Genomic DNA, 23,063 nt, shown 5'->3' with positions numbered 1-23,063 from the left:
TCCATCTCTTTGGCGCCGTATTGGAAGCGCTTCCAACACCATACCGCCTTATTCGTCTTTGGCAATACGAGCTTTAGCGGGGCCCGCTCCAGACGTAGGTCGCAGCGCTTGCCGGCGGCAGGGCGACCGCGGCCCTTAGCCGGTCTTCGCCGATTTCGAACCGGGCCTCGGCGTCAGACGCGTTGAGGACCACCAGCACCCGTCGGCCGTCGGGATTGACGAAACCGACCGCCTCAAGCCCCTCCGGTTTGGAAACGGCGACGCGACGCGCGCCCTGACGCACAAACCGGCTGGCGTGCCCGAAGGCGTAGTATTCCTGGTTCCTCTGAACCGCGCCCGTGCGGCTGTCGATCGTGACCACGCCGCGGCAATCGCTGCATCCGCCGGCGTGGGGGCCATGGTTTTCGTCCAGGGCGATGTTCCACATCAGCACGCCGCGCGCATGGTTCTCGACCGAACCGATGATCAGGGACTTCATCGTCCAGACGAAGCTGTCCTTGAAGCCGGGCGCCCAGTCGCCCCCCGAGCACTCGGTGAAGAAGACGTCCTTGTCAGGATAGGCGTCGAACACCCGGGACTGGGCCGCCACGTCGCCCGCGTAGCAGTGCCAGGCCACCCCAGAGACATAGGGCCGCGCCACAGGGTCGTTCAGCACGCCCAGGGGCTGCTCCGGCTTGTCCCAGTTATGATCCCAGTCGAGGATCTTCGTCTCAAGACCCGCCCGCTCCAACCGGGGCCCCAGGTCGCGTCCGATGAACCGCGCCCGTCCCTCGGCGCCCCAGCGCATGCCAGGATAGGAGTCAGGCTCGAAGTCCGGCTCGTTCTGGATGCTGATATAGTCGGTCGGCACGCCCGCGTCGGCCGCAGCCGAGATGTAGCGCGTCAGATAGTCGGCGTAGGTGGAATAGTATTCAGGCTTCAGTTCGCCCTGGATCATCGCCCCCGTCGTCTTCATCCAGCCCGGCGCGCTCCAGGGCGTGGCCATGACCTTGAGGTCCGGATTGATCGCCAGAGCCTGACGCACCGTCGGAAAGACCTCGGCCGCCATGGGCGCCGTCGAGAAGCCGGCCAGCGATGGATCCTCGGCGTCCGCCAGACTGTAATGGCTCAGCGAGAAGTCCGACGCCCCGATCGTCACCCGCGTGAAATCGAAGCCGAGCCCGCCGTTCTCCCGTCCGAACAGATCACGCAGCAAGGCGTCGCGCTGGGACGGCGTCATTCGAGTCTGGATCAGATGAGCGGTCGCATCCGTCACGGCGGCCCCGAAGCCGACCATGGTTTGCAGCGGCGCGTCGGGGTCGAGGAGAATCGTCGGCGCCCCGGAGCCGGCGACCTCTGCTTTCATCACCAGCCGCTCCGGCGCGAGCAGCCGCGACCGATCACCCGACGTCACCCAGCCGCCGTCCGGCGCCGATGCGCATCCGGCCGCCGCCAGCGTGGCCAAAGCCATGGCGCAGGCGCTCGCCCACAGCCGATCCCGTCGTTTCATGCCACCCTCCCTACAGGCGTCTCGCACGCGCCCTTTAATTGGAAGCGCTTCCATAATGACGCCGCAGACCGGGGCGTCAAGCGATGACCGTCCTAAGCCTCCCAGGCGCCGGCGGATTCCCGCACGACGACCGAATGGGGCAAGGTACGGAAGGCCCAATCCCCGCCCCCTCCGGTGATCCGCTCCGACAGCAGTCGAACGGCCTCCCCGCCCATGGCCTTCAGCGGCTGATGCACGGTCGTCAGGGGCGGCCAGACGATGGCCGAGACCGGCGTGTCGTCGAAGCCGGAGATCGACACATCGCCCGGCACCTGGAGCCCGCGCGCATGGGCGACCGACAGCGCGCCCGCCGCCATGTCGTCGTTGGCGCAGATCAGCGCCGTGGGACGTGGTGAAAGCGCCAGCATTCGCGCGGCGATCAAACTTCCAGACCGGAAGGTGAAATCCCCGCGTTCCACCGTGAGAGCGTCGTCCGGCAGCCCCATCTCCCGCATCGCCCGCCTCACGCCGTCCAGTCGACTTTCGGCCGACAGGTGCCCGGCGATGCCGCCGAGATAGGCGAGATGGCGATGGCCAAGCTCCAACAGATACCGCGCGATGTCGCGCCCGCCGGCCTCGTCGTCGATGCCGACGGCGTCGACCAGCCCCAGCCCGCCGCCGCCCGGCGAGATGGCGGCCAAGTGTACGCCTCTCGCCCTCAATTGCTGGATCAGATCGGCGTTGTCCGAGAACGGCGGCGTCAGGATCACCCCTTGGCATCTCTGGTTGAGCGCGATGTCGATCACCTGCTGGATCGCTGCGGGATCGTCCTGCGGCACATGGCGCGTAAACAGCTGAAAGCCCGAATGCAGGCATTGCCGCACCGCCCCCAGTTCCAGCGCCGAGGCGTAGAAGGAGTTGGGCTCCGCATCCAGATCCGATGCGAGAACCAGCGCCAGCATGCGGCTGCCGCCGCCCGCCAGGGACCGCGCCTGCGGATTGACGCGATAGTCGAGCGTCTGCACCGCCTCCAGCACCTTGCGCCGCACCAGCTCCCGGACGTTCGGGCCGCCGTTGAGCACCCGTGATACGGTCGTCCGCCCCACGCCCGATAGACGCGCCACATCGTCGATCGTGGGTTTTCTGGCCGACAGGCCCTGATCCGGTCTCCACATGATCTCTGGATGACCGATGGCGTCGGCGACTGCAAGCAGTCGAAGCGCGGCCGTCCGCAACAATCCAACCCAAGCACTCCTATAACCGTGGAGATAAGCCGTCCCGACTGTCTAACCCGCAGTAGACTTACGTTCGCATAGCTTCGGAGGTGCCCGCCGCTCCGCCTAACCCGCTCAAGGTAAACGCAAATAGGAGACGGCTGGCGGACAGAGAGGGATTCGAACCCTCGGTAGGCTTTCACCTACACACGCTTTCCAAGCGTGCGCGATCGACCACTCCGCCACCTGTCCGTTTCACGCCACGTCTTGCGCGCCGCCGGAGGTCGATCCGGCGGGAGGCGGGCCTGATAGAACACACTCGCCCCCTCGGCAAGCGCCTCTGACATCCCCATATAGGCGTCGAAGTCATTTTTCGTCCGAGGAGCCCCGATGTTGTTCAAGAAAAGCGCGGAACTGCCCACCGCAGAGACCGCCCTGCCCGGCCGCGCAGAGCCCCTGGCGACCGACGAGGTCCATTATGTCAGCGGCCATCCGCTGAAGGGCCCCTATCCCGAGGGGTTTCAGACGGCGATCTTCGGCATGGGCTGTTTCTGGGGCGTGGAGCGGATCTTCTGGAGCCTGCCGGGCGTCTGGGTGACTTCGGCCGGCTATTCGGGCGGGATCACGCCCAATCCGACCTATGAGGAGACCTGCACCGGCCGCACCGGCCATACCGAGGTGGTCAAGGTGGTGTTCGACCCCAAGGTCATCACCTACGCCGAACTGCTGAAGGCCTTCTGGGAGAACCATGACCCGACCCAGGGCATGCGCCAGGGCAATGACGTGGGCACCACCTACCGCTCGGCCATCTACACCCTGAACGACGAACAACAGGCCGAAGCCGAGGCGTCGCGCGACGCCTATCAGGCGGCCCTGACGGCGGCGGGGCGTGGGACCATCACCACCGAGATCGAACCGGCGGGCGAGTATTTCTACGCCGAGGCCTATCATCAGGGCTATCTGGCCAAGAACCCGGCCGGATACTGCGGCATCGGCGGCACCGGCGTGGTCTGCCCCATCGGGGTCGGCGTCGAGGCCTGATCCCCCGTTATCGGGCGAAATGTCCTGTGGCCGCCGGCTAGGCGTCGGCGGCCGACAGGCGTAGGGAACGGCGAAAAGGTCCAGGGAGCCCTCATGTCCGACTTCGTCCACCCCGATGAGATTCGCAGCCGTTTCTCGGCCGCCCTGTCCGCCATGTACCGGGCCGAGGTGCCCCAGTACGGCGAACTTCTGGCCCTGGTGGCCGAGGTCAACGCCGGGGTTCTGAAGGCCGATCCGGCGGCGGCGGACCGTCTGGCGGCCTCGGGCGAACTGGCGCGGCTGTCCGAAGAACGTCACGGCGCCATCCGCGTCGGCACGGCCGATGAACTGGCCACCATCGCCCGCGCCTTCGCCGTCATGGGCATGGCGCCGGTCAGCTACTACAATCTGGCGCCCGCCGGGGTGCCGGTCCATTCGACGGCCTTCCGCCCGGTCGATCCGGCGGCCCTGGCGCGCAATCCGTTCCGGGTCTTCTGCTCCCTGCTGCGGCTGGAGCTGATCGAGGACGAGGCCCTGAGGGCGGAGGCCGCCGCCGCCCTGGCCCGGCGCGACATCTTCACCCCCGGCGCCCGCGCCCTGGTCGAAACGGCCGAGACCGTCGGCGGCCTGGACGAGGCTCAGGCCGACCGGTTCGTGTCCGAACTGCTGGAGACCTTCCGCTGGCACGCCCAGGCGACGGTCAGCGCACCAACCTATGAGCGGCTGGTCGCCGCCCACCGGCTGATCGCCGACGTGGTCAGTTTCAAGGGGCCGCATATCAACCACCTGACCCCGCGCACGCTCGACATCGACGCCGCCCAGGCCGCCATGCCCGAACGCGGCATCACGCCCAAGGAGACGATCGAGGGTCCGCCCGACCGCGCCTGCGCCATCCTGTTGCGCCAGACCAGTTTCAAGGCCCTGCAGGAGGCCATCGCCTTCCCCGACGCGGACGGGACGACCCAGGGCGTCCACACCGCCCGGTTCGGCGAGATCGAACAGCGCGGCTGCGCCCTGACCCCTGTCGGCCGGACCCTGTACGACGCGGCCCTGGCGAACAAGGACTTCTCGGCCCTGCCCGACGACTGGGCGGCCCTGCGCCGGGACGGCCTGGCCTGGTTCCGCTATCGCGCGACGCCCCAGGGCCAGGCGGCCCGCGCCGAGACCGCCGATCTGGAGGCCCTGATCGCCCTGGGACACGTCGTCGCGGAGCCGATCACCTACGAGGACTTCCTGCCCGTCAGCGCGGCCGGTATCTTCCAGTCCAACCTCGGAGCCGAGGTGCGCGAAGCCTATGCCGTCGACCCGGCCAAGGCCGATTTCGAAAAGGCCCTGGGCCGTTCGGTGCTGGATGAGATGGCGCTCTATCAGGCGGAGCAGGAGGCCTCGATCGCCGCGACCCTGAAGGCCCTGGGGCTGACCGAGACCATGGCCTGACCACGGCCTCGACGATCAGCCGTATTGCCTGAACCGATCCGCCGGATCATAGACGCGGCCGTGCCCCCCTCTGCTCCCTCGTCCACGCGCCGCTATGATCTGGACTGGATCCGGGTCGGGGCCTTTGGCCTGCTGATCCTGTACCATGTCGGCCTGGTCTACGGGGTCTATGGCTGGCACGTGCACAGCGTCCACACCTTCGAGTGGATGCGCGAAGCCATTCTCATCACCAATCCCTGGCGGCTGACCCTGCTGTTCCTGGTGTCAGGGGCGGCGCTGCGGTTCATGACCTTCCGGCGCAGTCCGCGCGAGGTGGCGCGCGCCCGGTTCGCGCGACTGGTCCCGCCCCTGCTGTTCGGCGCCGTGATCCTGGTGCCGATCCAGTCGTGGATCGAGGCGATGGACAAGGCCGGCTGGCCCGGCGGCCTGGCGGGTTTCGCCGCCTGGATGGTGCATGAGTTCAGCTGGAGCGGCCTGGCCGACGGGGTTCCGGTCAACCACCTGTGGTTCATCGTCTATATCGCCGCCTACAGCGTCGTCACCGTGCTGCTGTGGCGTCGGCCGGGCCTGATCGACCAGATGGGCGCGTGGCTGGAGAAGGCGCTGGCGGGACCGCGGGTGCTGATCCTGCCGATCCTCTACCTGATCGCCATCCGCATCCTGCTGTTCCCCTGGTTCGGGGTGACGAACATCCTGCACTGGGACTGGTACAATCACGCCCTGTCGCTGGGGGCCTTCGTCTTCGGCTTCTGCATCGTCGGGCGCGAGACGATCTGGCGCGACATGGAGCGGTATCGCTGGGTCGCCCTGGGTCTGGCCGCGGTCGCCCTGCCGGTCATGATGGCCCAGGTCTGGCATCCGGGCGGGCGGGCCTTCTGGGGCGTGCCCAAGGCCATGGTCTATGGCCTGGACCAGTGGGCGACGATCGTCGCCATCCTGGGCTTCGGCAGCAGACATCTTCGGTCGCGCGGCGGACCGGTGCTGAAATACCTGACCGAGGCCACCTTCCCCCTCTATCTGGCGCACCAGACCATCCTGGTCGCCGCCGTCTGGATCATCCGGCCCGCCCGCCTGCCCGTCGGGCTGGAAGCCCTGTCCCTGTTGCTGATCACCTTCGCGGGCAGTTTCGCCGTCTTCGAGGTCGTCAAGCGAATCCCCGCCATCCGCCCCCTGTGGGGGCTGAAGCCGCTGGACGGCCGGCCCTGGCCGGTGGACCTGGCGGCCTTGCGACGCCCGACCGTCCGCTATCACCGCCGCCGGCGTCTGCTGGCCATCGGCGTGGCCGCACCGCTTCTGGCCCTGACGGTGGTGGCCGCCGCCATCGCCGCCTATCCCGGTTTCGACAACGCCACCCAGTATCTGAGCGAACTGGGCGGAGCGACGGCCCCCGCGCCGATCATCTTCAACGGCGGAGTCTTCGTCGCCGGGGTGATGGCGGCCCTGGCGGGGCTCGGCTTCGGCCTGGCCGTCTACGCCCTGACGGAAAAGCGGATCGCCGCCGCCGTGATCGCCGTGGTCTTCGTCCTGGCCGGGGCGGGCATGTCGGCCTCGACCCTGTATCCCTGGCCCGATCCGCGCCACATGATCATCAACCTGGCCCTGGGCATCCAGCTGGCGCCGGTTCTGCTGCTGTGGGGGCTGGCGTCGCGCCGGGACGTGCCCCGGCTGAAAATCTTCCTGGCCGCCACTTTTGTCATCATGGCGATTCTGACGGTTGTTACAAAACACCTCGTCTTCCCCGGCACGGTCAACGACGACAATGTCGGCTGGTGGGAGCGCGCCTACGCCATTGTTCTGGTGTGCTGGGTGGGGATCGCGGCCTGGGTTCTGGACCGTAAACTGCTGCAGGACGCGGCGAAATTCCCGCAGCGCCTGCCTGACGCCGCCCCGGCGGTCAAACCTGGGTAAAGATTCCCGATATTTTTTGCCCATATCAACATTGCGTGATTGAAAGTCGCGCGAATGTGATCGACTATAGGGCTCGTGCTGCAATGCAGCGCGCCGCCCCCTTCCTGCCTTCGGAAGCGGGGTCGGTCAACACGGGGGCGTCCAGAGCGGCATGAACAAGCTGGCGATCCGGCCTGTCGAACAGGCTGATTTCGAGACGACGAACCAGGCGGCTCAAGGGCCGTCGTGGTCCTGGCTGCCTGACGAGGCGCCGCTGGCCATGCCGGTTCAATCCTTGGCCGCGCCCGACGCCGTCGCCGATACGACCCCGGCCACCGCCCCGCGCACGGTCGCCCTGCGCCGCCTGATGCTGCTGGCCGGCACCGTGGCCCTGACGGGCCTGTCCGCCATCACCCCCTTCTACCTGTACGCCCGCAAGGGCTGGGACCCGACCGAGATGCTGGCCTTCGGCATCTTCATGCTGCTGATCACCGCCATCTCCTGCTGGTTCGTCAGCGGCCTGATGGGCTTGGCCGTCATGCTGCGCGGCAAGGATCAGGCCGATCTGGCCTTCGCCCCCCACCCGGCCCTGCCGCGCACGCGCACGGCCCTGCTGATGCCGCTGTACAATGAGGACGCCCGCGCCTCCTTCGCCCGTCTGGCGATGATCGACCAGTCGCTGACCCGCCTGGGCGCCGCCTCGGCCTTCGACATCTTCGTGCTGAGCGATTCCACCAAGGAAGAGGCTGCGGCCTCCGAACGTTCGGTCTTCCAGGCCTTCCGCCTGGCCGCCGGCTGCAAGTCCTTCTACCGCCGCCGCTCGGACAACGCCGAGCGCAAGGCCGGCAACCTGGCCGAATGGGTCCGTCGGTTCGGCGGCGCCTATGAGAACATGATCGTCCTGGACGCCGACAGCACCATGGCCGGCGAGACCCTGCTGCGCATGGTCGACGCCATGGAGCGCAATCCCGGCGTCGGTCTGATCCAGACCGCCCCGGTCATCATCAAGGCCCGCACCATCTTCGCCCGCGTGTCCCAGTATTCGGTGCGCCTGTACGGCCGCGTCGCCGCGGCGGGCCTGGCCTACTGGACCGGTTCGGAATCCAGCTACTGGGGCCACAACGCCATCATCCGCACGCGCGCCTTCGCGGCCTGCTGCGGCCTGCCCCACCTGAAGGGTCGCAAGCCCTTCGGCGGCCACATCATGAGCCACGACGTCGTCGAGGCCGCCCTGATGCGCCGTGCGGGCTGGGCCGTCCACGTCACCGCCGCCCTGGACGGATCCTGGGAAGAGACCCCGCCGTCGATCACCGACTTCATCCGCCGCGACCACCGCTGGTTCCAGGGCAATCTGCAGCACCTGGGACTGATCGGCGCCAAGGGCCTGTCGCCGATGAGCCGCCTGCAGCTGGCCATGGGCTGCATGGCCTATCTGTCCTCGCCCCTGTGGCTGGCGTCGCTGATGGTCGGCCTGTTCATCCAGATGTTCTATCCGGTCGACTGGACCAGCTTCTTCTACATCCTGAACCCCCAGTTCACCCCCTTCATGCTGGCCTCCTTCCTGTCGGGCGTGCTGCTGATCGGGCCCAAGTTCATGGGCGCCGCCCTGGTCCTCAGCCGTCCGGCCGAGCTGCGGGCCTTCGGCGGGCGTCGCGCCATCGCCAAGGGCATGGCCGCCGAGATCGCCCTGTCGGCCATCCTGGCCCCCATCCTGATGGTCGCCAACACCAAGGCCTTCATCCAGATCCTGTCGGGCCACGACACCGGCTGGACCACCCAGCAGCGCGAGGCCGACGGCCTGGCCTGGTCCGACGCCTTCCGCGCCATGCGCTGGCAGATGGTCGCCGGCGTCGGCTTCATCCTGCCCCTGTGCGTCCGCCCCGACCTGGCCACCTGGTTCGCCCCGATCGTCCTGCCGCTTCTGCTGGCCGCCCCGATCGCGGTCTGGACCTCGCGCGTCCGCTCGGGCGACGCCCTGGCCGCCAAGGGCTTCCTGGTCACCCCGGTTCAGGACGGCGTCAGCGTCAACCCGGCCGTCCTGCACGCGCCGCGCTCGCCCCTGCGGGCGGTCGCCGGCGGCGTCCTGGCCCCGGTCGCAGCCCCGGCCATGGTCCCCGCCCGCGCCCCGGAACTGTAGGTCCCGGCTTTAAGCCAGCGAAAACCGATGCATGGCGGCCACAGCGCCGTCATAACCGCTACGGTCAAGCTCGACGCGCCGGGGCGCAGCCGCCATTTTCGATCCTCAGCTCTGCTGGGGACCCGATTCCATGACCAAGAAAACCGGCGCCGATTCCAAACCCGACCTGCGGCTCGTCGGAACCGAGGCCGCCGTCTATGACCTGATGCGCGCGCCCCAGAGCAACGCCGAACGGGTCAAACGCCTCCAGCTCGAAGCCCACGCCCTGGCCCTGGAGGAGATCGAACAGTTCGAGAAACTGCTGACCCAGGCTGCGGAAAAGGCGAAAGATATCGCCTCGGGCGGCGACGCCTATCCGGTCGGCGTGCGTGAAATCGCTGCGCGCCTCGCCGCCGACCTGCCGCCCCGGGCCGAGACCATCCGCACCATCGTCGGCCGGGTCGGCTAAAAACGGGGAACGGCTCGCCGCCTGGATCGCTCTCCTGAAGCCCCCCCAGTCTTCAGGAGACCCGTCATGGACGACCGCTTCAACGCCCGCGCCGACGATACCGCCGACCAGGAACGCGCCATCCAGCGCGACATCGACGCCAAAGACCAGCAGTCCGGCGGCGACAAGTCTTCCGGCGCGGTCCAGGCCGGCGCCCGGCCTTACCCCGAACCGCCCTTCCCCAAACAGCACCAGACCAAGCCCGGCGACGAGGCCGCCCTCGATCCCGCCCCGATGTACGACGCCCCCTTCTGGAAGGGCTCGGGCAAGCTTGAGGGCTTCGCGGCCCTGATCACCGGCGCCGATTCCGGCATCGGCCGTTCGGTCGCCGTTCTGTTCGCCCGCGAGGGCTGCGACGTCGTCATCTGCCATCTGGACGAGGACAACGACGCCAAGACCACCAAGGCCGCCGTCGAGGCCGAGGGCCGTCGCGCCGTGGTGCTGAAGGGCGACGTCGCCGATCCGGCGTTCGCGGAGGCGGCGGTGAAGGCCACGCTGGACGCCTTCGGCCGCCTGGACGTCCTGGTGCCCAACGCCGCCTTCCAGGAACACGTCAACACCTTCGAGGACCTGACCTACGAGCATTTCGACCGCACGCTGAAGACCAACCTCTACGGCTATTTCAACATGACCAAGGCGGCGGTTCCGCACATGAAGTCCGGCGGCGCCATCGTCATGACCGGCTCAGTCACCGGCCTGATGGGCAGTCAGGCCCTGCTGGACTATTCCATGACCAAGGGCGGCATCCACGCCTACGCCCGCTCGCTGGGGACGCATCTGGCGCCACGCGGCATTCGGGTGAACGTCGTCGCCCCCGGCCCGGTCTGGACCCCGCTGAACCCGGCGGACAAGGACGCCGAGGCCACGTCGCAGTTCGGCGCCCAGACGGTGATGAAGCGCCCGGCCCAGCCCGAGGAAATCGCCCCCGCCTACGTCTTTCTGGCCTCGCCCCAGATGTCGAGCTTCATCACCGGCGAGATCCTGCCCATCATCGGCGGCTATTCGGGGGGATAAGGGGTCTTGGGGAGGAGACTCCCCCTTCCTCGTCATTCTAGGGCTTGTCCCTAGAATCCATACTCCCGGTCTCTGACGTGAGAGACCGGGAGTATGGATCCTCGCCACGAGGGCGAGGATGACGACCTTTAAATGGGTCGCGCCGCCTTACGCCAGCACGTCGTCGTAGTCGGGATGCCGCTTGTGCCAGGCGACGGCGTAGCTGCAACGCGGGAACAGTTTCAGTCCCTTCTCGCGGGCGTATTCCGCCATCGACTGCATGAAGCGGCCGGCCGCGCCGGAGCCGCGCAATCCCTGTTCGGCCTCGACATGCAGGATCATCCGCGCCCCGCCGCGCACGGCGTAGTCGGCCCAGACCCGGCCATGCCCGGTCTCGCTGTCGAACTCCTGTTCGAAGCGGTTCTCATCTGTCGCGTCCGTGAACGGTCCCATACTCAACTCCCTTTTGCCTTCAACAGCTTGGGAGGCGGGACGTTCCATCGGCCGGGTGCGTCAGATCGGCTTGTCTTGCAACAGATTGATCAGGCCCAGCACGCTCTTGACCGTGAACCAGACGCTGAGCAGGAACAGGGCCAGCCCGCATAACAAGCCGGTGATTATGCCTATGCCGATCGCGGCGAGAGGGATGCTGATGATTATTCCGATCCAGAGCGCGACCGTCCACCAGATGACCGACCAGAAAAGCCGGATCTGACTGTCGATATGCTGGCGCGCGACGCCCACCGCAGTGCCGCGCGCCACATAGGACACGACCAGACCGACCAGAACCAGCACATTGGCGCTGGGGATCGACAGGATGAACAGGGCCCAGGCGATCAGGGCGGCGACCTTGCCTTCCGGCTCCTGGCCTGCAGTGAAGTTCGGCTCGGTCGTCATGATCGTCCTTTCAGAACAGCCAGGTGCGGGGATTGTCGATCGGCCGTCCGGCCTTCAGCCGCATGACGCCGAATACGCCGCGCGCCAGCACCCACAGGGCCAGCAGGAACAGGACGAAGACGCCGATATTGACGATCACCAGCAGGGCGCCCAGCACCACGGCCATGGCCGCGCTCCACAAGGTGCGCTGCTGATAGATGAAGTGGCTGGCGGCCACGGGCTCCTGCGGCCCGTCGCGGCCCGTCACCGCCAGCAGGGCCAGGACGGCCGCCACGCCCAGCGTCGGCACCGCCAGCAGGATCAGCACATAGACGGCGTACAGGCTCATGGGCGCGGTCTGCGGCGCGTTGCCGCCCACGGGTTCGCGTCGGGGGGGCTGAGCGTCCTTGGCCGCCCGCTCGCGCCCCGCCGAAAACCGCGTTTCCCGCGCAGCGGTGAAGGGCTCGGTGCGATCGAAAGGTCCTGGTTCAGGCCTGGGCTCCGGGCGGGCTTCCGAAGCGAACACAGGCGACACCGGCGCAGGTTCCGGCGGGTCGAACAGATCCGGCTCACGCTCCAAAGGCTTGGACACAGCGGGCTGCGGCTCTGGCGCTCTGGGACGACCCGCCAGCGACGCGGGCGATACGAAGCCGACATGGGCGTCGTGATCGTGGTCGTCTTGCGCGGCCCCTGGGCCTGTCGGATCGCCGGGTTCGGCCATGACTCTCGAACGCTTCTCTCACGCCGCAGCAGCGACTGGATTCGCGACCGACAATGGCCGTGCGCGGCCATGGACGCAACCTGACCCTCGCCCTTTCGTCAATCCGGACAAGGCGGGGTCTGGACGGCGGCGGGGTCTAAAGCAGCCGCCGCCCCGGTCGCGACAGGCTGGCCCCCGGTTCATAGGCCCCCGGCCGGCGCCGCGTCAGGGCCAGGGCGAAGCCCATGGTCAGGCCCATGGCCAGCATGGACGAGCCGCCATAGCTGATGAAGGGCAGGGTCATGCCCTTGGTCGGGATCAGGTTCAGGTTCACCGCCACATTGATGCAGGCCTGAAGCCCGATCAGCATGAACAGGCCCGCCGCCGCCGTCTGTTCGAACGGGTCGGTCAGCTTCATCGCCCGGCGCATGCCGCGCACCACGATGAAGGCGTACAGGCTGATCATCGTCAGGCTCAGCACCAGGCCGAACTCCTCGGCGCCGACCGAATAGATGAAGTCGGTGTGCAGATCGGGAACATGGCGCTTCATCACCCCTTCGCCGATGCCGCGTCCGACCAGGCCGCCGGCGCGAATGGCCTCCGCTGCGCTGTCGATCTGATGCGTGTCTGTGGTCTCGGGCGAGAAGAAGCGGCTCAAGCGGTCGCGCATGTGGCCGAAGACGAAATACAGCGACACCAAGCCCGCCATCCCGGCGCTGGCCAGGACCGCCATCCATTTGAACGGCACCCCGGCCATGAAGAAGACGGCCATGAAGGTAGTGGTGATCAGCAGGGTCTGGCCGATGTCCGGCTGGATCAGCAGCAGGCAGACGGTCAGGGCGTAGAAGCCGAAGGCGATGGTGACGCCCGGCACCCCCTGCCCCTTCTGCGCCTCGGCGAACATCCAGGCGGCGAAGACGATCAGGCCGGGCTTGGCGAACTCGGACGGTTGCAGGCTGAACGGGCCGAAATTCACCCAGCGGGCGGCGCCCTTCACCGTGTCGCCGATGAAGGGCAGGGCCATCATCACCACAATGGCGCCGAACAGGGCCAGGACGGCGATCCGCCGCACCCCGCGCGGCGACAGCAGCGAACTGGTCAGCATCAGGGTCAGGCCCGCGCCCGAGAAGACCATCATCCGCCAGGAATAGTGGAAGGGATCGGTGATCGATTCATCGGCCAGGATGGCGGCGGGGCTGGAGGCGAAGCTGAGCGCCACCCCCAGGCCCATCAGCGCCAGAGCCGCGCCCAGCAGGCCGCGATCCACGGTCCAGAACCACTGGGCGACCGGGCTCTGGTCGTTGCGCGAGAAGGCGGGGGTGTAGGAGGCGCTCATCGGGCTGTCTCCGGGGTTGCGCCGAGGTTCAGCACGGCGGCGCGGAACGCCTCGCCCCGCACCTCGAAGTCGGGGTACTGGTCGAAGCTGGCGCAGGCGGGCGACAATAGCACGATCTGATCCCCGCCGGCGGATGCGGCGTCCGCCGCGGCGGCGGCCACGGCGGCGTCCATGGTCTTTGAGATGACGTGGGGCGTGTCGCCTAAGGTCGTAGCGAAGGCCTCGGCGGCCTCCCCGATCAGATAGGCCTTGGCCACGCGCGGGAACAGGTCGGCCAGATTGTCGATGCCGCCGTCCTTGGGCTTGCCGCCCGCGATCCAGAAGACCTTGGGATAGGAGGACAGGGCCTGGCGCGCCGCGTCGGCGTTGGTCGCCTTGGAGTCGTTGATGAAGCGGACCGGCCCGATATGGCCGACGGCCTCCATCCGGTGCGCCAGTCCGGGGAAGGTCAGCAGGCCTTTGACGGCGGCGTCATGCGACACGCCCAGCGCCCGCGCGGCGGCATAGGCGAAGGCGGCGTTCTGGGCGTTGTGGCGACCAGGGAGCGAACGGGCGGCGGAGAGGTCGGTGATATGATCCCCGTCCTTCGTCAGCACACAACCAGCGGCGATAATTCTCCCCGCCCTGTTCGGCGTTGTGGCGATCTCAAGAATTGGCCATCCGTCGGAGACGATCTCCCGCGAAAGGTCCAATCCCCAATCATCGTCGATGCCGACCAACGCCAAATCCTTATCGTCTAGGTTCTGGAATATCCGCCGCTTGGCCGCGACATAGCCCTCCATCCCGCCATGCCGGTCCAGGTGATCCGGCGAGACATTGGTCAGGATCGCCACGTCGGGCGCGAAGCGGGTCGTCAGGTCCAGTTGGTAGCTGGAGACCTCGATCACATAGACGGCGCCCGGCGTCGGCTCGGGCAGGGCCAGGACGCCGATGCCGATATTGCCGCCGACATAGACGGTCAGGCCGGCCTGTTGCAGCACCCAGCCGATCAGGGCGGTCGTCGTGGACTTGCCGTTGGTGCCGGTGATGGCGACGACTTTCGGCCGCTGCCCCTGAGGCAGGGCGTCCAGGGCGCGGGCGAAAAGTTCGATATCGCCGACGACCGGCACGCCGGCCTCGCGCGCCTTGTCCACGGTCCAGTGCGGTTTGGGATGGGTCAGGGGGGCGCCGGGCGACAGGACCAGGGCGGCGAAACCGGACCAGTCGGCGGCCGTCAGATCCTCGACCACGAACCCCTCGGCCTGGGCCTGAAGCCGGCCCGAGACGCCGTCGTCCCACAGGATGGGCGTGGCGCCCCCGGCCTTGAGCGCGCGCGCGGCCGTGATCCCCGACCGTCCCAGGCCGAAGACCGCGACCCGCCTGCCCTCGAAACCGGGAACGGGGATCATCTCTGACCCCCGTCATCCTCGGGCTCGACCCGAGGATCGGAGGATCCGCCGCTGGTGCGAACGGCCGGCCGCACAGTCAGGTCCACGCCCGATCCTCGGGTCAAGCCCGAGGATGACGGAGAATGGGGGAGCCCGCTCATCTCAGCTTCAGCGTCGACAGGCCGATCAGCGCCAGCGCCCCGGCGATGATCCAGAAGCGGATGACCACGGTCGATTCCGGCCAGCCCATCTTCTCGAAATGGTGGTGGATCGGGGCCATCAGGAAGATGCGTTTCTTGGTTAGCTTGTAATAGCCGACCTGGATCATGACCGAGGCGGCCTCCATCACGAACAGGCCGCCGACGATGCCCAGCACCAGCTCATGCTTGGTCGTGACCGCGATGGCGCCCAGGGCCCCGCCCAGGGCCAGCGAACCGGTGTCGCCCATGAAGATCTTGGCCGGCGGGGCGTTGTACCAGAGGAAGCCCGCGCCCCCGCCGATCATGGCGGCGCAGAAGATGGCCAGTTCGCCCGCGCCCGGCACATGGTGGACCTGAAGATACTGGGCGAAGACGAAGTTGCCGGCCAGATAGGCGATCAGGCCGAACGCCCCCGCCGCCATCATCACCGGCACGGTCGCCAGCCCGTCCAGACCGTCGGTCAGGTTCACGGCGTTGGAGAAGCCGACGATGGTGAAGGCGGCGAAGGCCACATAGAACCAGCCGATGTTCAGCAGCACGGCCTTGAAGAAGGGGAAGGCGATCGAGGTCTCGAGCCCCGGCGAGGTCGGCGAGACCTTCATCCACAGCACGGTCAGAACGCCCGCGATCACCGCCACCACCGTCTGGGCCGCCAGCTTCTGTTTCGAGGTCAGGCCGGCCGAGGTCTGTTTCGTCACCTTGGCGTAGTCGTCGATGAAGCCCAGCACCCCGAAGGCCGCCGTCACGCCCGAGACGATCCAGATATAGGGGTTGGTCAGGTCGCCCCACAGGAAGACCGCCACGCCGATGCCCGCCAGGATCATCAGCCCGCCCATGGTGGGGGTGCCGACCTTGGACAGGTGGGACACCGGGCCGTCGTCGCGGATCGGCTGGCCCTTGCCCTGTTTGGCGCGGATCCAGTTGATGAACCGGCTGCCCATGGCCGCCGCCACGATGGCCGCCGTCGCCAGGGCCAGGGCCGCGCGGACGGTCTGGTACTGGATCAGGTTCAGCAGCGGATACTGGTGCGCGACGTCGGCGTAATAGAGATACAGAAGGTAGAACATGCGGGGGTCTCTATCGGGTCGCGCGCGGCGCGTCTGGGCTTGAAGAGGCGGTTTGCAGGTCGGCCAGGGCCCTGGCGATCAGGGACGCCCTGGATCCGTTCGATCCCTTGACCATGACGATATCGCCGGCCTCCGCCAGCGCGGACGCCTCCGCCGCGAGTTCGACAGCGGTTTCGCGCCACAGGCCGCGTCGCGAGGCCGGCAGGGCGTCGTACAGGCGCCGCATCTCGGGGCCGGCCGCATGGACCAGATCCAGACCGGCGGCCTCGATGGGCTGGGCCAGACCCTCGTGCAGGGCGCGGCTCTGGTCGCCCAGTTCCAGCATGTCGGTCAGGACCACGATCCGCCGGCCGGCCGTCGGGCGAGCGCCCAGGCTCTTGAACCCGGCGGTCATCGACAGGGGATTGGCGTTGTAGCTCTCGTCGATCAGGGTGAAGGCGCCGCCGGGCACGGCGACCGTGCGCGTCTGGCCCCGCCCCGCCAGAGGCTGGAAGCCGGCCAGGGCCTGAAGCCCGGTGTCCAGTTCGACGTCCAGGGCGTCCAGCATCAGCAGGACGCACAGACTGTTCAGGCCCCAGTGAGCGCCCGACTGGGCCAGCCTGTACTCCAGCGACTTGCCAAACAGTTCGGCGAAGACTGTCGCCCCTTCGGCGTCCGGGCGGAAGTCCAGCAGCCGGGCGTCGTGGCCCGGATCGGTCCCGAAGACGACCAGCCGCGCCCCGACCGCCCTGGCCGCGTCGCACAGGACGCCGGAGAAGGCCACGTCGCCGTTCGCGACCGCCGTCCCGCCGGGGACCAGCCCCTGAAAGATGGCGGCCTTCTCGCGCGCCACCCCCGCCTCGCCGTCGGCGAAGGCCTCGATATGGACCGGGCCGACGGTGGTGACGCAGGCGGCGTGGGGGGCGACGAAGCGCGACAGAGGCGCGATCTCGCCGGGCGCGTTCATGCCGATCTCGAACACGGCGCGCCGGGTCTCGACCGGCATCCGCGCCAGGGTCAGGGGCACGCCGATATGGTTGTTGTAGCTCTTGATCGAAGCATGAGCCGGACCGGCGAGATCGAGCCCGGCCTTGATCGCCTGGGTCACGCTGGTCTTGCCGACGCTGCCGGTGACTGCGCCGCGCTTCACATGAGGCGCCCGCTCGCGCGCGGCGACGCCGAGGGCTTCCAGCCCATGCAGGGTGTCGGGCACGACGACATAGGCCCCGCCCTCGACCGGCCGTTCGACCAGGGCCGCCGCCGCGCCCGCCGCAAAGGCGTTCGCCGCAAACTCATGCCCGTCGCGCGCGCCCTTCAGGGCCAGGAACAGGTCGCCGGGGACGATCTCGCGGCTGTTGTAGGTCAGGCCCGTGATCGGGCGGTCGTCGCCGTGCAGCACGCCGCCCGTGGCGGCGGCGACTTCGGCGGCCGTCCAGAGCGGGCGGGCGGTGGATTCAGGCATTCAGCGACAGGGCCTCGGACGCGACGGTGGCGTCGTCGAACGGATGAGTCGTCCCGCCGACGATCTGGCCCTGTTCATGCCCTTTTCCGGCGATGACCACCACATCCCCGTCGCGCATCATTTCGATCGCCGCCTCGATGGCGGCGCGACGGTCGCCGATCTCCAGCGCCTCGGGGCAGCCGGTGCGGACCTGGGCGCGGATCGAGGCGGGCTCTTCGCTGCGAGGATTGTCGTCGGTGACGATGGCCACGTCAGCCAGACGGCCGGCGATCTCGCCCATCAGGGGTCGTTTGCCGCGATCCCGGTCGCCGCCGGCGCCGAAGACCACGATCAGCCGACCCGTCGCGTGGGGCCTCAAGGCGGTCAGCACCGTCTCCAACCCGTCCGGCGTATGGGCGTAGTCGACATAGACCTCGCCGCGTCCCGTCTCGGCGCCGATGCGTTGCAGCCGGCCTTGCGCGCCGGTCAGGCCTTCCAGTGCGCCGATCACATCCTCGGGCCGGTCGCCGGCCGCGATGCACAGACCCGCCGCCACCAGGGCGTTCGAGGCCTGGAAGGCGCCGGCCAGGGGCAGCAGGATGTCGCGAACATCGCCGCGCACGTCCAGGGTCAGGCGCTGGCCCTCCGGCGTCGCCTGGCGGCCGATCAGGGCCAGGTCGCGCCCGCGCTCGCCCACCCCCATCACGCCCAGCCCGGCCATGATCGAGGCGGCGGCGAAGGCGGAATAGGCGTCGGAATCGGCGTTCAGCACCGCCGTCCGCCCGCGCGGCAGCAGGGCCTCGAACAGGCGCATCTTAGCGGCGCGATAGTCGTCCATCGTGCCGTGATAATCGAGATGGTCCTGGGTCAGGTTGGTGAAGGCCGCCGCCTTCAGCGCCACCCCGTCCAGACGCCGCTGGTCGATGCCGTGGGACGAGGCCTCGACCGCCACATGGGTCACGTCCTTGGCGGCCAGCTCGGCCATCAGGCGCGCGGCCTCGGCGGCGTCGGGGCTGGTCAGTCCTGGGCCGGTCAAGGCGTAGGTCCTGTCGCCCTTCTGGCCCACGACGCCCAGGGTGCCCATGCTGGCCGACTTGTGGCCCAGGCCGGCCCAGATCTGGCGGCAGAAGGCGGCGACCGAGGTCTTGCCGTTGGTGCCCGTCACCGCCACGCAGGTCCTGGGCTGGGCGCCGTAGAAGCCGCGCGCGGCGATGGCGTAGGCCCGGCGCACGTCGCCCGAGGTCACCAGCACCGGCGCGGCGCTGTCCGGCGTGTCGGTCGGCGCCAGCACGGCGGCCGCCCCCTGGGCCAGGGCCTGGGGAATGAAGGCGCGGCCGTCGGCCGCCGTGCCCGGCAGGGCGACGAACAGGGCGCCGGGCGCGACCTTGCGGCTGTCGGAGGTCACGCCGGTGATGATCGGATCGCTGGCCACGTCGCGGCGCAGCAGATCGGACAGGTGCAGGGCGCTCACAGGCCGTCTCCCTGCACGTCCTGATATTCCGGAATCTTCTCGCCGGTCGCCGTGCGCCAGCGGTCGGCGCGGCGCTCGACCCCCAGGAAGCCGGCGATCCGGTCGGCGACATTGCGCACCGCGGGCGCGGCCACATAGGCGCCGGTCTTGGGATAGGTTCCCGGCTCGTCCATCAGGATGAAGACGGCGTAGCGTTTGGCCTCCAGCGGACCGTCGACCGGGAAGACGGCGGCGAAAGACCCCAGCGCACGGCTGGGATCATAGCGGCCGTTGACCAGCTTGTTGGCCGAACCCGTCTTGCCCCCGACCCGCAGGCCCGGCGCATCGGCGAACCCGCCCGAGCCCTTGACCACATTGCTGCGCATCAGCTCCAGAATGGCGCGCGAGGTCTCCTCGGTGACGATCTGGTGCGGCTGGGCCCCGCGCGCGCCGCCGCGACGCAGGGACAGCGGCACCATCCGCCCGCCGTTGGTCAGGGCGCCCATGGCCTGAACCATCTGGGCCGGCGTGATCATGATGCCGTAGCCGAACGACAGCGAGGCCAGGGTCGAACTGTCCCAACGGCGCGGCACGACCGGACGCGCCGATTCCTTCAGCTCGATCCCGGCGGCGTCCAGCAGGCCCAGACGGCGGAAATAGTCGCGCATCGTGTCCGGCCCCATCTGCACCGCCAGCTGCGACGTGCCGATGTTGGACGAGTGCAGATAGACTTCCTCCAGCGTCATCACCCGGTTCTGGGCGTGGAAGTCCTTGATCTTGCGGTCGCCGATCTGGAAGGCCTGCGAGGCGTCGAACAGGGTGTTCATGTCGGCGCGACCGGTGTCGAGCCCGGCGGCGACGGTGAAGGTCTTGAACACCGACCCCATCTCATAGTGGCCCGAGACGGCGCGGTTCAGCGTCGCCCCGTCGGGCGCGGCGCCGCGATTGGACTGGCTGAAGTTCGGCCAGCTGGCCATGCCCAGGACCTCGCCGGTCTGGACGTCGGTGACGATGCCGACCGCGCCCTTGGCCTGGTTCTTGACGGCGGCGGCGGCCAGTTCGTTCTCCAGCACGCCCTGAACGCGCAGGTCGATGGACAGGGGGAAGCTCTCGCCCCGCTGACCCGCCGCCCGGATCTCGTCGTTGAACGCCAGTTCGGCGCCCGAGACGCCCTGGCCGCCCGTGTCCGCATCCCCGATCAGATGCACCGCCGAGGTTCCCAGCGGATAGGCGCGGCGGTCTTCCGGCTCGAACGTCACGCCGCCCAGGGCCAGGTCGTGAACCGCCGCCTTCTCCTGGGGCGTCAGGCCGGTCAGCACGATCAGGCGACGGTCCCCGTCCAGCACCCTGCGCAGCCGCGCCGCCTGCAATCGCGGCAGGGCGCGACGCAGCTGACGGAAGGCCAGGTCGCGATCCCAGATCTCGGCCGGGTCCAGATAGAGGCCGTAGTGGACGATATTGGTCGCCAGCAGTTCGCCGTTGCGATCGGTCAGGTCGCCGCGCACCAGAGCGTCGGGATTGGCCCCGGCCCAGCGGCCGCCCGCCTCGCCGAACAGAGCCTTGTACGAGGCGCCGATGGCCAGACCGGCGAAGACGCACGAGAAGACGATCAGGATCAGGAAGATGCGGACCCGCGTGTCCTCTTCGGGCCGCCCATCGGCGCGCGCCCGCTCGAACCCGTGCTCCAGCCGCCAGACCAGTTCCGACAGGCCGCGCCAGAAGGGCGACAGCCGGCCCTGAAGGTCCACGCCCGGCGCGGGACGGTGATAGCGATGGTCCTGAACGCTCATTGCACCGCCTCCGGCGCAGCGGCGGCGACCTCGGCGGGGGCCGCCTGCGCAACGACGGGCGTGGCCGGCGCCGGGGCGGGCGCAGCCTTCAGCGCAGGAAGCTGATCTTCCTTGGCTTGACGATGCACCTCGACCGGCGCCAGGCCGATCTGACGCGACAGGCTTTCCAGCCGCGCCGGCTGCTCCAGCCGGGCGACCTCGGCGCGCAGCAGACGGACCCGCTGGCCGTTCTCGCGGATGTCCTGCTCCAGCTGGGCGATGCGGCTGCTCTCGCGCGCCGCCGCCGCCTTGGCCGCATAGACGGAGACGATCATCACGGCGACCAGGGCCACGCCGATGATCTCGATCCAGCGCACGCCGCGCACCTTCCAGTCGAACAGACGATGCAGCGCGGTGCGGGAATAGGTGAAGAAGGGCGCCGTGGTCATGCCGCAGCCCTCCCGCCGATCCGACCCCAGGCCGGCGCCTCGGTGCGGACGGCGGCGCGCAGCTTGGCCGAACGGGCGCGGGGATTGGTCGAGCGTTCCGCCTCCCCTGCTTCGCGCGCGCCCTTGAACTGAAGCGTGAAACTGGGCTTGCGCGGATCGACGGCGATGGGGGCGTGACGCGATCCGGCCGGCGTATTGCCGGTCCGCTCGGTCAGGAAGGCCTTGACGATCCGGTCCTCCAGCGAATGGAAGGTGACCACCGCCAGGCGGCCGCCGGGCGCCAGGGTCGCCTCGGCCGCCTCCAGCCCGCGCTCCAGCTCGCCCAGTTCGTCGTTCACCGCGATGCGCAGGGCCTGGAACACCCGCGTCGCCGGATGGATCGGCGCGCCGCGACGTCCGCCCAGGGCTTTTTCGACCACCTCGGCCAGGTCCAGCGTCCGGGTGAAGGATTGCTCGACGCGGCGGCGCAGAATGGCGGTGGCGACGCGGCCCGACTGGCGTTCCTCGCCGTACAGTTTGAAGATATGGGCCAGGGGACCGTGGTCCCAGCTGTTGACGATGTCGGCGGCCGTCTCGCCCTCATCCGACATCCGCATGTCCAGCGGCCCGTCGCGCATGAAGGAAAAACCGCGCTCGGCCTGATCCAGCTGCATCGACGAGACGCCGATGTCGAACACGGCGCCGTCCAGCTTCGCCTTGCCGCTGTCGGCGAAGGCCTGGGCCAGACCCGAGAAGGGCGTGCGCACCAGCTGGAACCGGCCAGGGAAGTCGGCGGCGACCGCGTCGGCGTGCGGCTGAACCGTCGGATCGCGATCCAGACCGATCACCTCGGCCCCCGTCGCCAGTATGGCGCGGGTGTAGCCGCCGGCGCCGAAAGTGGCGTCGATCACCACATCGCCGGGACCGGGCTTCAACGCCTCGATCACCTCGGCCAGCAGGACGGGGGCGTGGGGCGCTTCGGTCAAGACCCGCCTCCCGCCAGTTTCATCTGGGCCGCCAGTTTCAGGGCGCCGATCTGGGCCATGCCGGCCTTGGCCAGGGCGCGCTGTTCGGCGCGACGGGCCGCCCACTTCTCGCGCGACCAGATCTGGAACCGGTCGTTCAGGCCGACGATGACGACCGTGTCCTCCAGCCCCGCCTCGGCGCACAGACCTTCCGGCAGGGTGATGCGGCCGCCGGAATCATAGGCCAGGCGCACCTGTTCGCCCATCACCTGCCACTCCAGCGCCGAACGTTCTTCGGAACCGAACGGCAGGGACTCGATCATCTCGGCGTAGACGGCGAACAGGCGGTCCCCGCCCGCTTCCAGACAGTCCGCCTCGATGGAGGGAAAGATGAACACGCCGCCGGCGGCGCCGTTTTCGGTCGTGCGGAAATCGTTCGGGATCAGGAGACGGCGCTTGCCGTCCAGCTGCTTCTCGTAGGTCGAGAGAAACACGCTCTGCCCAATCGAACCCTTCGGCCCGTCCCTAGATGCCCGACGAACGCCCGACGCGCCCGCCTCTCAGCCCCAAATCATGCGACTGGGATAGCATGGGACGAAATGGGTCTCAATGGGATCGAAGCCAAGATTTAACCATGTTTTGACATGTGACGACTTAGGCACGCTTGAACATACAGAACATACACGGAACACACCTAGTATTCACAGGCTGTGGGGCGTTCTAACCTTCCCTGACCCGTCAACAGGTTAACGACCGCAAAACTGCAGGAGCGTCGCCAGAACACTGAAATGCGGGGATAATCCGAACTCGGACCAGGCGACGCGCAATGGGGAGGCGCCGGC

Annotated in this window: 20 protein-coding genes and 1 tRNA gene; 6 read left to right on the top strand and 15 right to left on the bottom strand. The window is 68.5% G+C overall.

Features of this window, described 5'->3' with window-relative positions; all coding sequences use genetic code 11:
* Positions 1-73: 73 nt before the first annotated feature.
* From AC07NC_RS12980 to AC07NC_RS12970, 3 genes are all read right to left on the bottom strand, one after another.
* On the bottom strand, positions 74-1,489 hold the full coding sequence (locus AC07NC_RS12980; RefSeq protein ID WP_494569799.1) for a glycoside hydrolase family 30 protein: 1,416 nt from the start codon (positions 1,487-1,489) through the stop codon (positions 74-76).
* Positions 1,490-1,581: 92 nt separating this feature from the next.
* Complete coding sequence (locus tag AC07NC_RS12975) at positions 1,582-2,643, bottom strand: LacI family DNA-binding transcriptional regulator (RefSeq protein WP_494569798.1); 1,062 nt, start codon at positions 2,641-2,643, stop codon at positions 1,582-1,584.
* 201 nt (positions 2,644-2,844) lie between these two features.
* Positions 2,845-2,934 (bottom strand) — tRNA-Ser (locus AC07NC_RS12970).
* 138 nt (positions 2,935-3,072) lie between these two features.
* On the opposite strand from AC07NC_RS12970, the gene msrA reads away from it, so the two are divergent.
* The 6 genes from msrA (at position 3,073) to AC07NC_RS12940 (ending at position 10,664) form a co-directional block, all read left to right on the top strand.
* Positions 3,073-3,723, top strand: coding sequence for a peptide-methionine (S)-S-oxide reductase MsrA (gene msrA, locus AC07NC_RS12965; RefSeq protein ID WP_494569797.1), 651 nt, complete (start codon positions 3,073-3,075; stop codon positions 3,721-3,723).
* 93 nt (positions 3,724-3,816) lie between these two features.
* On the top strand, positions 3,817-5,139 hold the full coding sequence (locus tag AC07NC_RS12960) for a VOC family protein (protein ID WP_494569796.1): 1,323 nt from the start codon (positions 3,817-3,819) through the stop codon (positions 5,137-5,139).
* Positions 5,140-5,199: 60 nt separating this feature from the next.
* Positions 5,200-7,047, top strand: coding sequence for an acyltransferase family protein (locus tag AC07NC_RS12955; protein ID WP_494569795.1), 1,848 nt, complete (start codon positions 5,200-5,202; stop codon positions 7,045-7,047).
* A gap of 151 nt (positions 7,048-7,198) precedes the next feature.
* Complete coding sequence (mdoH, locus tag AC07NC_RS12950) at positions 7,199-9,163, top strand: glucans biosynthesis glucosyltransferase MdoH (protein WP_008262960.1); 1,965 nt, start codon at positions 7,199-7,201, stop codon at positions 9,161-9,163.
* 130 nt (positions 9,164-9,293) lie between these two features.
* Positions 9,294-9,611 carry a hypothetical protein gene (locus AC07NC_RS12945; protein ID WP_008263590.1) on the top strand — a complete coding sequence of 106 codons (318 nt, stop codon included), beginning with the start codon at positions 9,294-9,296 and terminating at the stop codon, positions 9,609-9,611.
* A 66-nt stretch (positions 9,612-9,677) separates the two neighbouring features.
* On the top strand, positions 9,678-10,664 hold the full coding sequence (locus AC07NC_RS12940; RefSeq protein WP_494569794.1) for an SDR family oxidoreductase: 987 nt from the start codon (positions 9,678-9,680) through the stop codon (positions 10,662-10,664).
* 147 nt (positions 10,665-10,811) lie between these two features.
* Here the strand turns inward: AC07NC_RS12940 and AC07NC_RS12935 are convergent, their stop codons facing one another.
* From AC07NC_RS12935 to AC07NC_RS12880, 12 genes are all read right to left on the bottom strand, one after another.
* The gene (locus AC07NC_RS12935; RefSeq protein ID WP_035309610.1) at positions 10,812-11,096 is read right to left on the bottom strand and encodes a GNAT family N-acetyltransferase; all 285 of its coding nucleotides are present in this window, start codon (positions 11,094-11,096) and stop codon (positions 10,812-10,814) included.
* 60 nt (positions 11,097-11,156) lie between these two features.
* Complete coding sequence (locus AC07NC_RS12930) at positions 11,157-11,540, bottom strand: hypothetical protein (RefSeq protein WP_183198021.1); 384 nt, start codon at positions 11,538-11,540, stop codon at positions 11,157-11,159.
* A gap of 10 nt (positions 11,541-11,550) precedes the next feature.
* The gene (locus AC07NC_RS12925; RefSeq protein ID WP_494569793.1) at positions 11,551-12,240 is read right to left on the bottom strand and encodes a DUF4870 family protein; all 690 of its coding nucleotides are present in this window, start codon (positions 12,238-12,240) and stop codon (positions 11,551-11,553) included.
* Between the two features lie 136 nt (positions 12,241-12,376).
* Positions 12,377-13,555 carry an FtsW/RodA/SpoVE family cell cycle protein gene (locus tag AC07NC_RS12920; protein WP_008262287.1) on the bottom strand — a complete coding sequence of 393 codons (1,179 nt, stop codon included), beginning with the start codon at positions 13,553-13,555 and terminating at the stop codon, positions 12,377-12,379.
* On the bottom strand, positions 13,552-14,943 hold the full coding sequence (murD, locus tag AC07NC_RS12915) for a UDP-N-acetylmuramoyl-L-alanine--D-glutamate ligase (protein ID WP_494569792.1): 1,392 nt from the start codon (positions 14,941-14,943) through the stop codon (positions 13,552-13,554). The genes AC07NC_RS12920 and murD overlap by 4 nt, the downstream gene beginning before the upstream one ends.
* A gap of 136 nt (positions 14,944-15,079) precedes the next feature.
* Positions 15,080-16,189, bottom strand: a complete 1,110-nt coding sequence (mraY, locus tag AC07NC_RS12910; protein ID WP_008259852.1) for a phospho-N-acetylmuramoyl-pentapeptide-transferase — start codon at positions 16,187-16,189, stop codon at positions 15,080-15,082.
* A gap of 10 nt (positions 16,190-16,199) precedes the next feature.
* Positions 16,200-17,630, bottom strand: a complete 1,431-nt coding sequence (locus AC07NC_RS12905; RefSeq protein WP_494569791.1) for a UDP-N-acetylmuramoyl-tripeptide--D-alanyl-D-alanine ligase — start codon at positions 17,628-17,630, stop codon at positions 16,200-16,202.
* Positions 17,623-19,080: a UDP-N-acetylmuramoyl-L-alanyl-D-glutamate--2,6-diaminopimelate ligase gene (locus tag AC07NC_RS12900; RefSeq protein WP_494569790.1), complete on the bottom strand. Its 1,458-nt coding sequence runs from the start codon at positions 19,078-19,080 to the stop codon at positions 17,623-17,625. The genes AC07NC_RS12905 and AC07NC_RS12900 overlap by 8 nt, the downstream gene beginning before the upstream one ends.
* Positions 19,077-20,849 carry a peptidoglycan D,D-transpeptidase FtsI family protein gene (locus tag AC07NC_RS12895; RefSeq protein ID WP_154725434.1) on the bottom strand — a complete coding sequence of 591 codons (1,773 nt, stop codon included), beginning with the start codon at positions 20,847-20,849 and terminating at the stop codon, positions 19,077-19,079. The genes AC07NC_RS12900 and AC07NC_RS12895 overlap by 4 nt, the downstream gene beginning before the upstream one ends.
* Complete coding sequence (gene ftsL / locus AC07NC_RS12890) at positions 20,846-21,277, bottom strand: cell division protein FtsL (protein WP_494569789.1); 432 nt, start codon at positions 21,275-21,277, stop codon at positions 20,846-20,848. The genes AC07NC_RS12895 and ftsL overlap by 4 nt, the downstream gene beginning before the upstream one ends.
* Complete coding sequence (rsmH, locus tag AC07NC_RS12885; protein WP_494569788.1) at positions 21,274-22,242, bottom strand: 16S rRNA (cytosine(1402)-N(4))-methyltransferase RsmH; 969 nt, start codon at positions 22,240-22,242, stop codon at positions 21,274-21,276. The genes ftsL and rsmH overlap by 4 nt, the downstream gene beginning before the upstream one ends.
* On the bottom strand, positions 22,239-22,715 hold the full coding sequence (locus tag AC07NC_RS12880) for a division/cell wall cluster transcriptional repressor MraZ (protein WP_008263595.1): 477 nt from the start codon (positions 22,713-22,715) through the stop codon (positions 22,239-22,241). Before AC07NC_RS12880 ends, rsmH begins: the two co-directional genes overlap by 4 nt.
* Positions 22,716-23,063: the final 348 nt, after the last annotated feature.

The sequence above is a fragment of the Brevundimonas sp. GW821-FHT10A07 genome (assembly GCF_059415785.1).
This window is presented reverse-complemented; position numbering and strand designations above follow the sequence as displayed.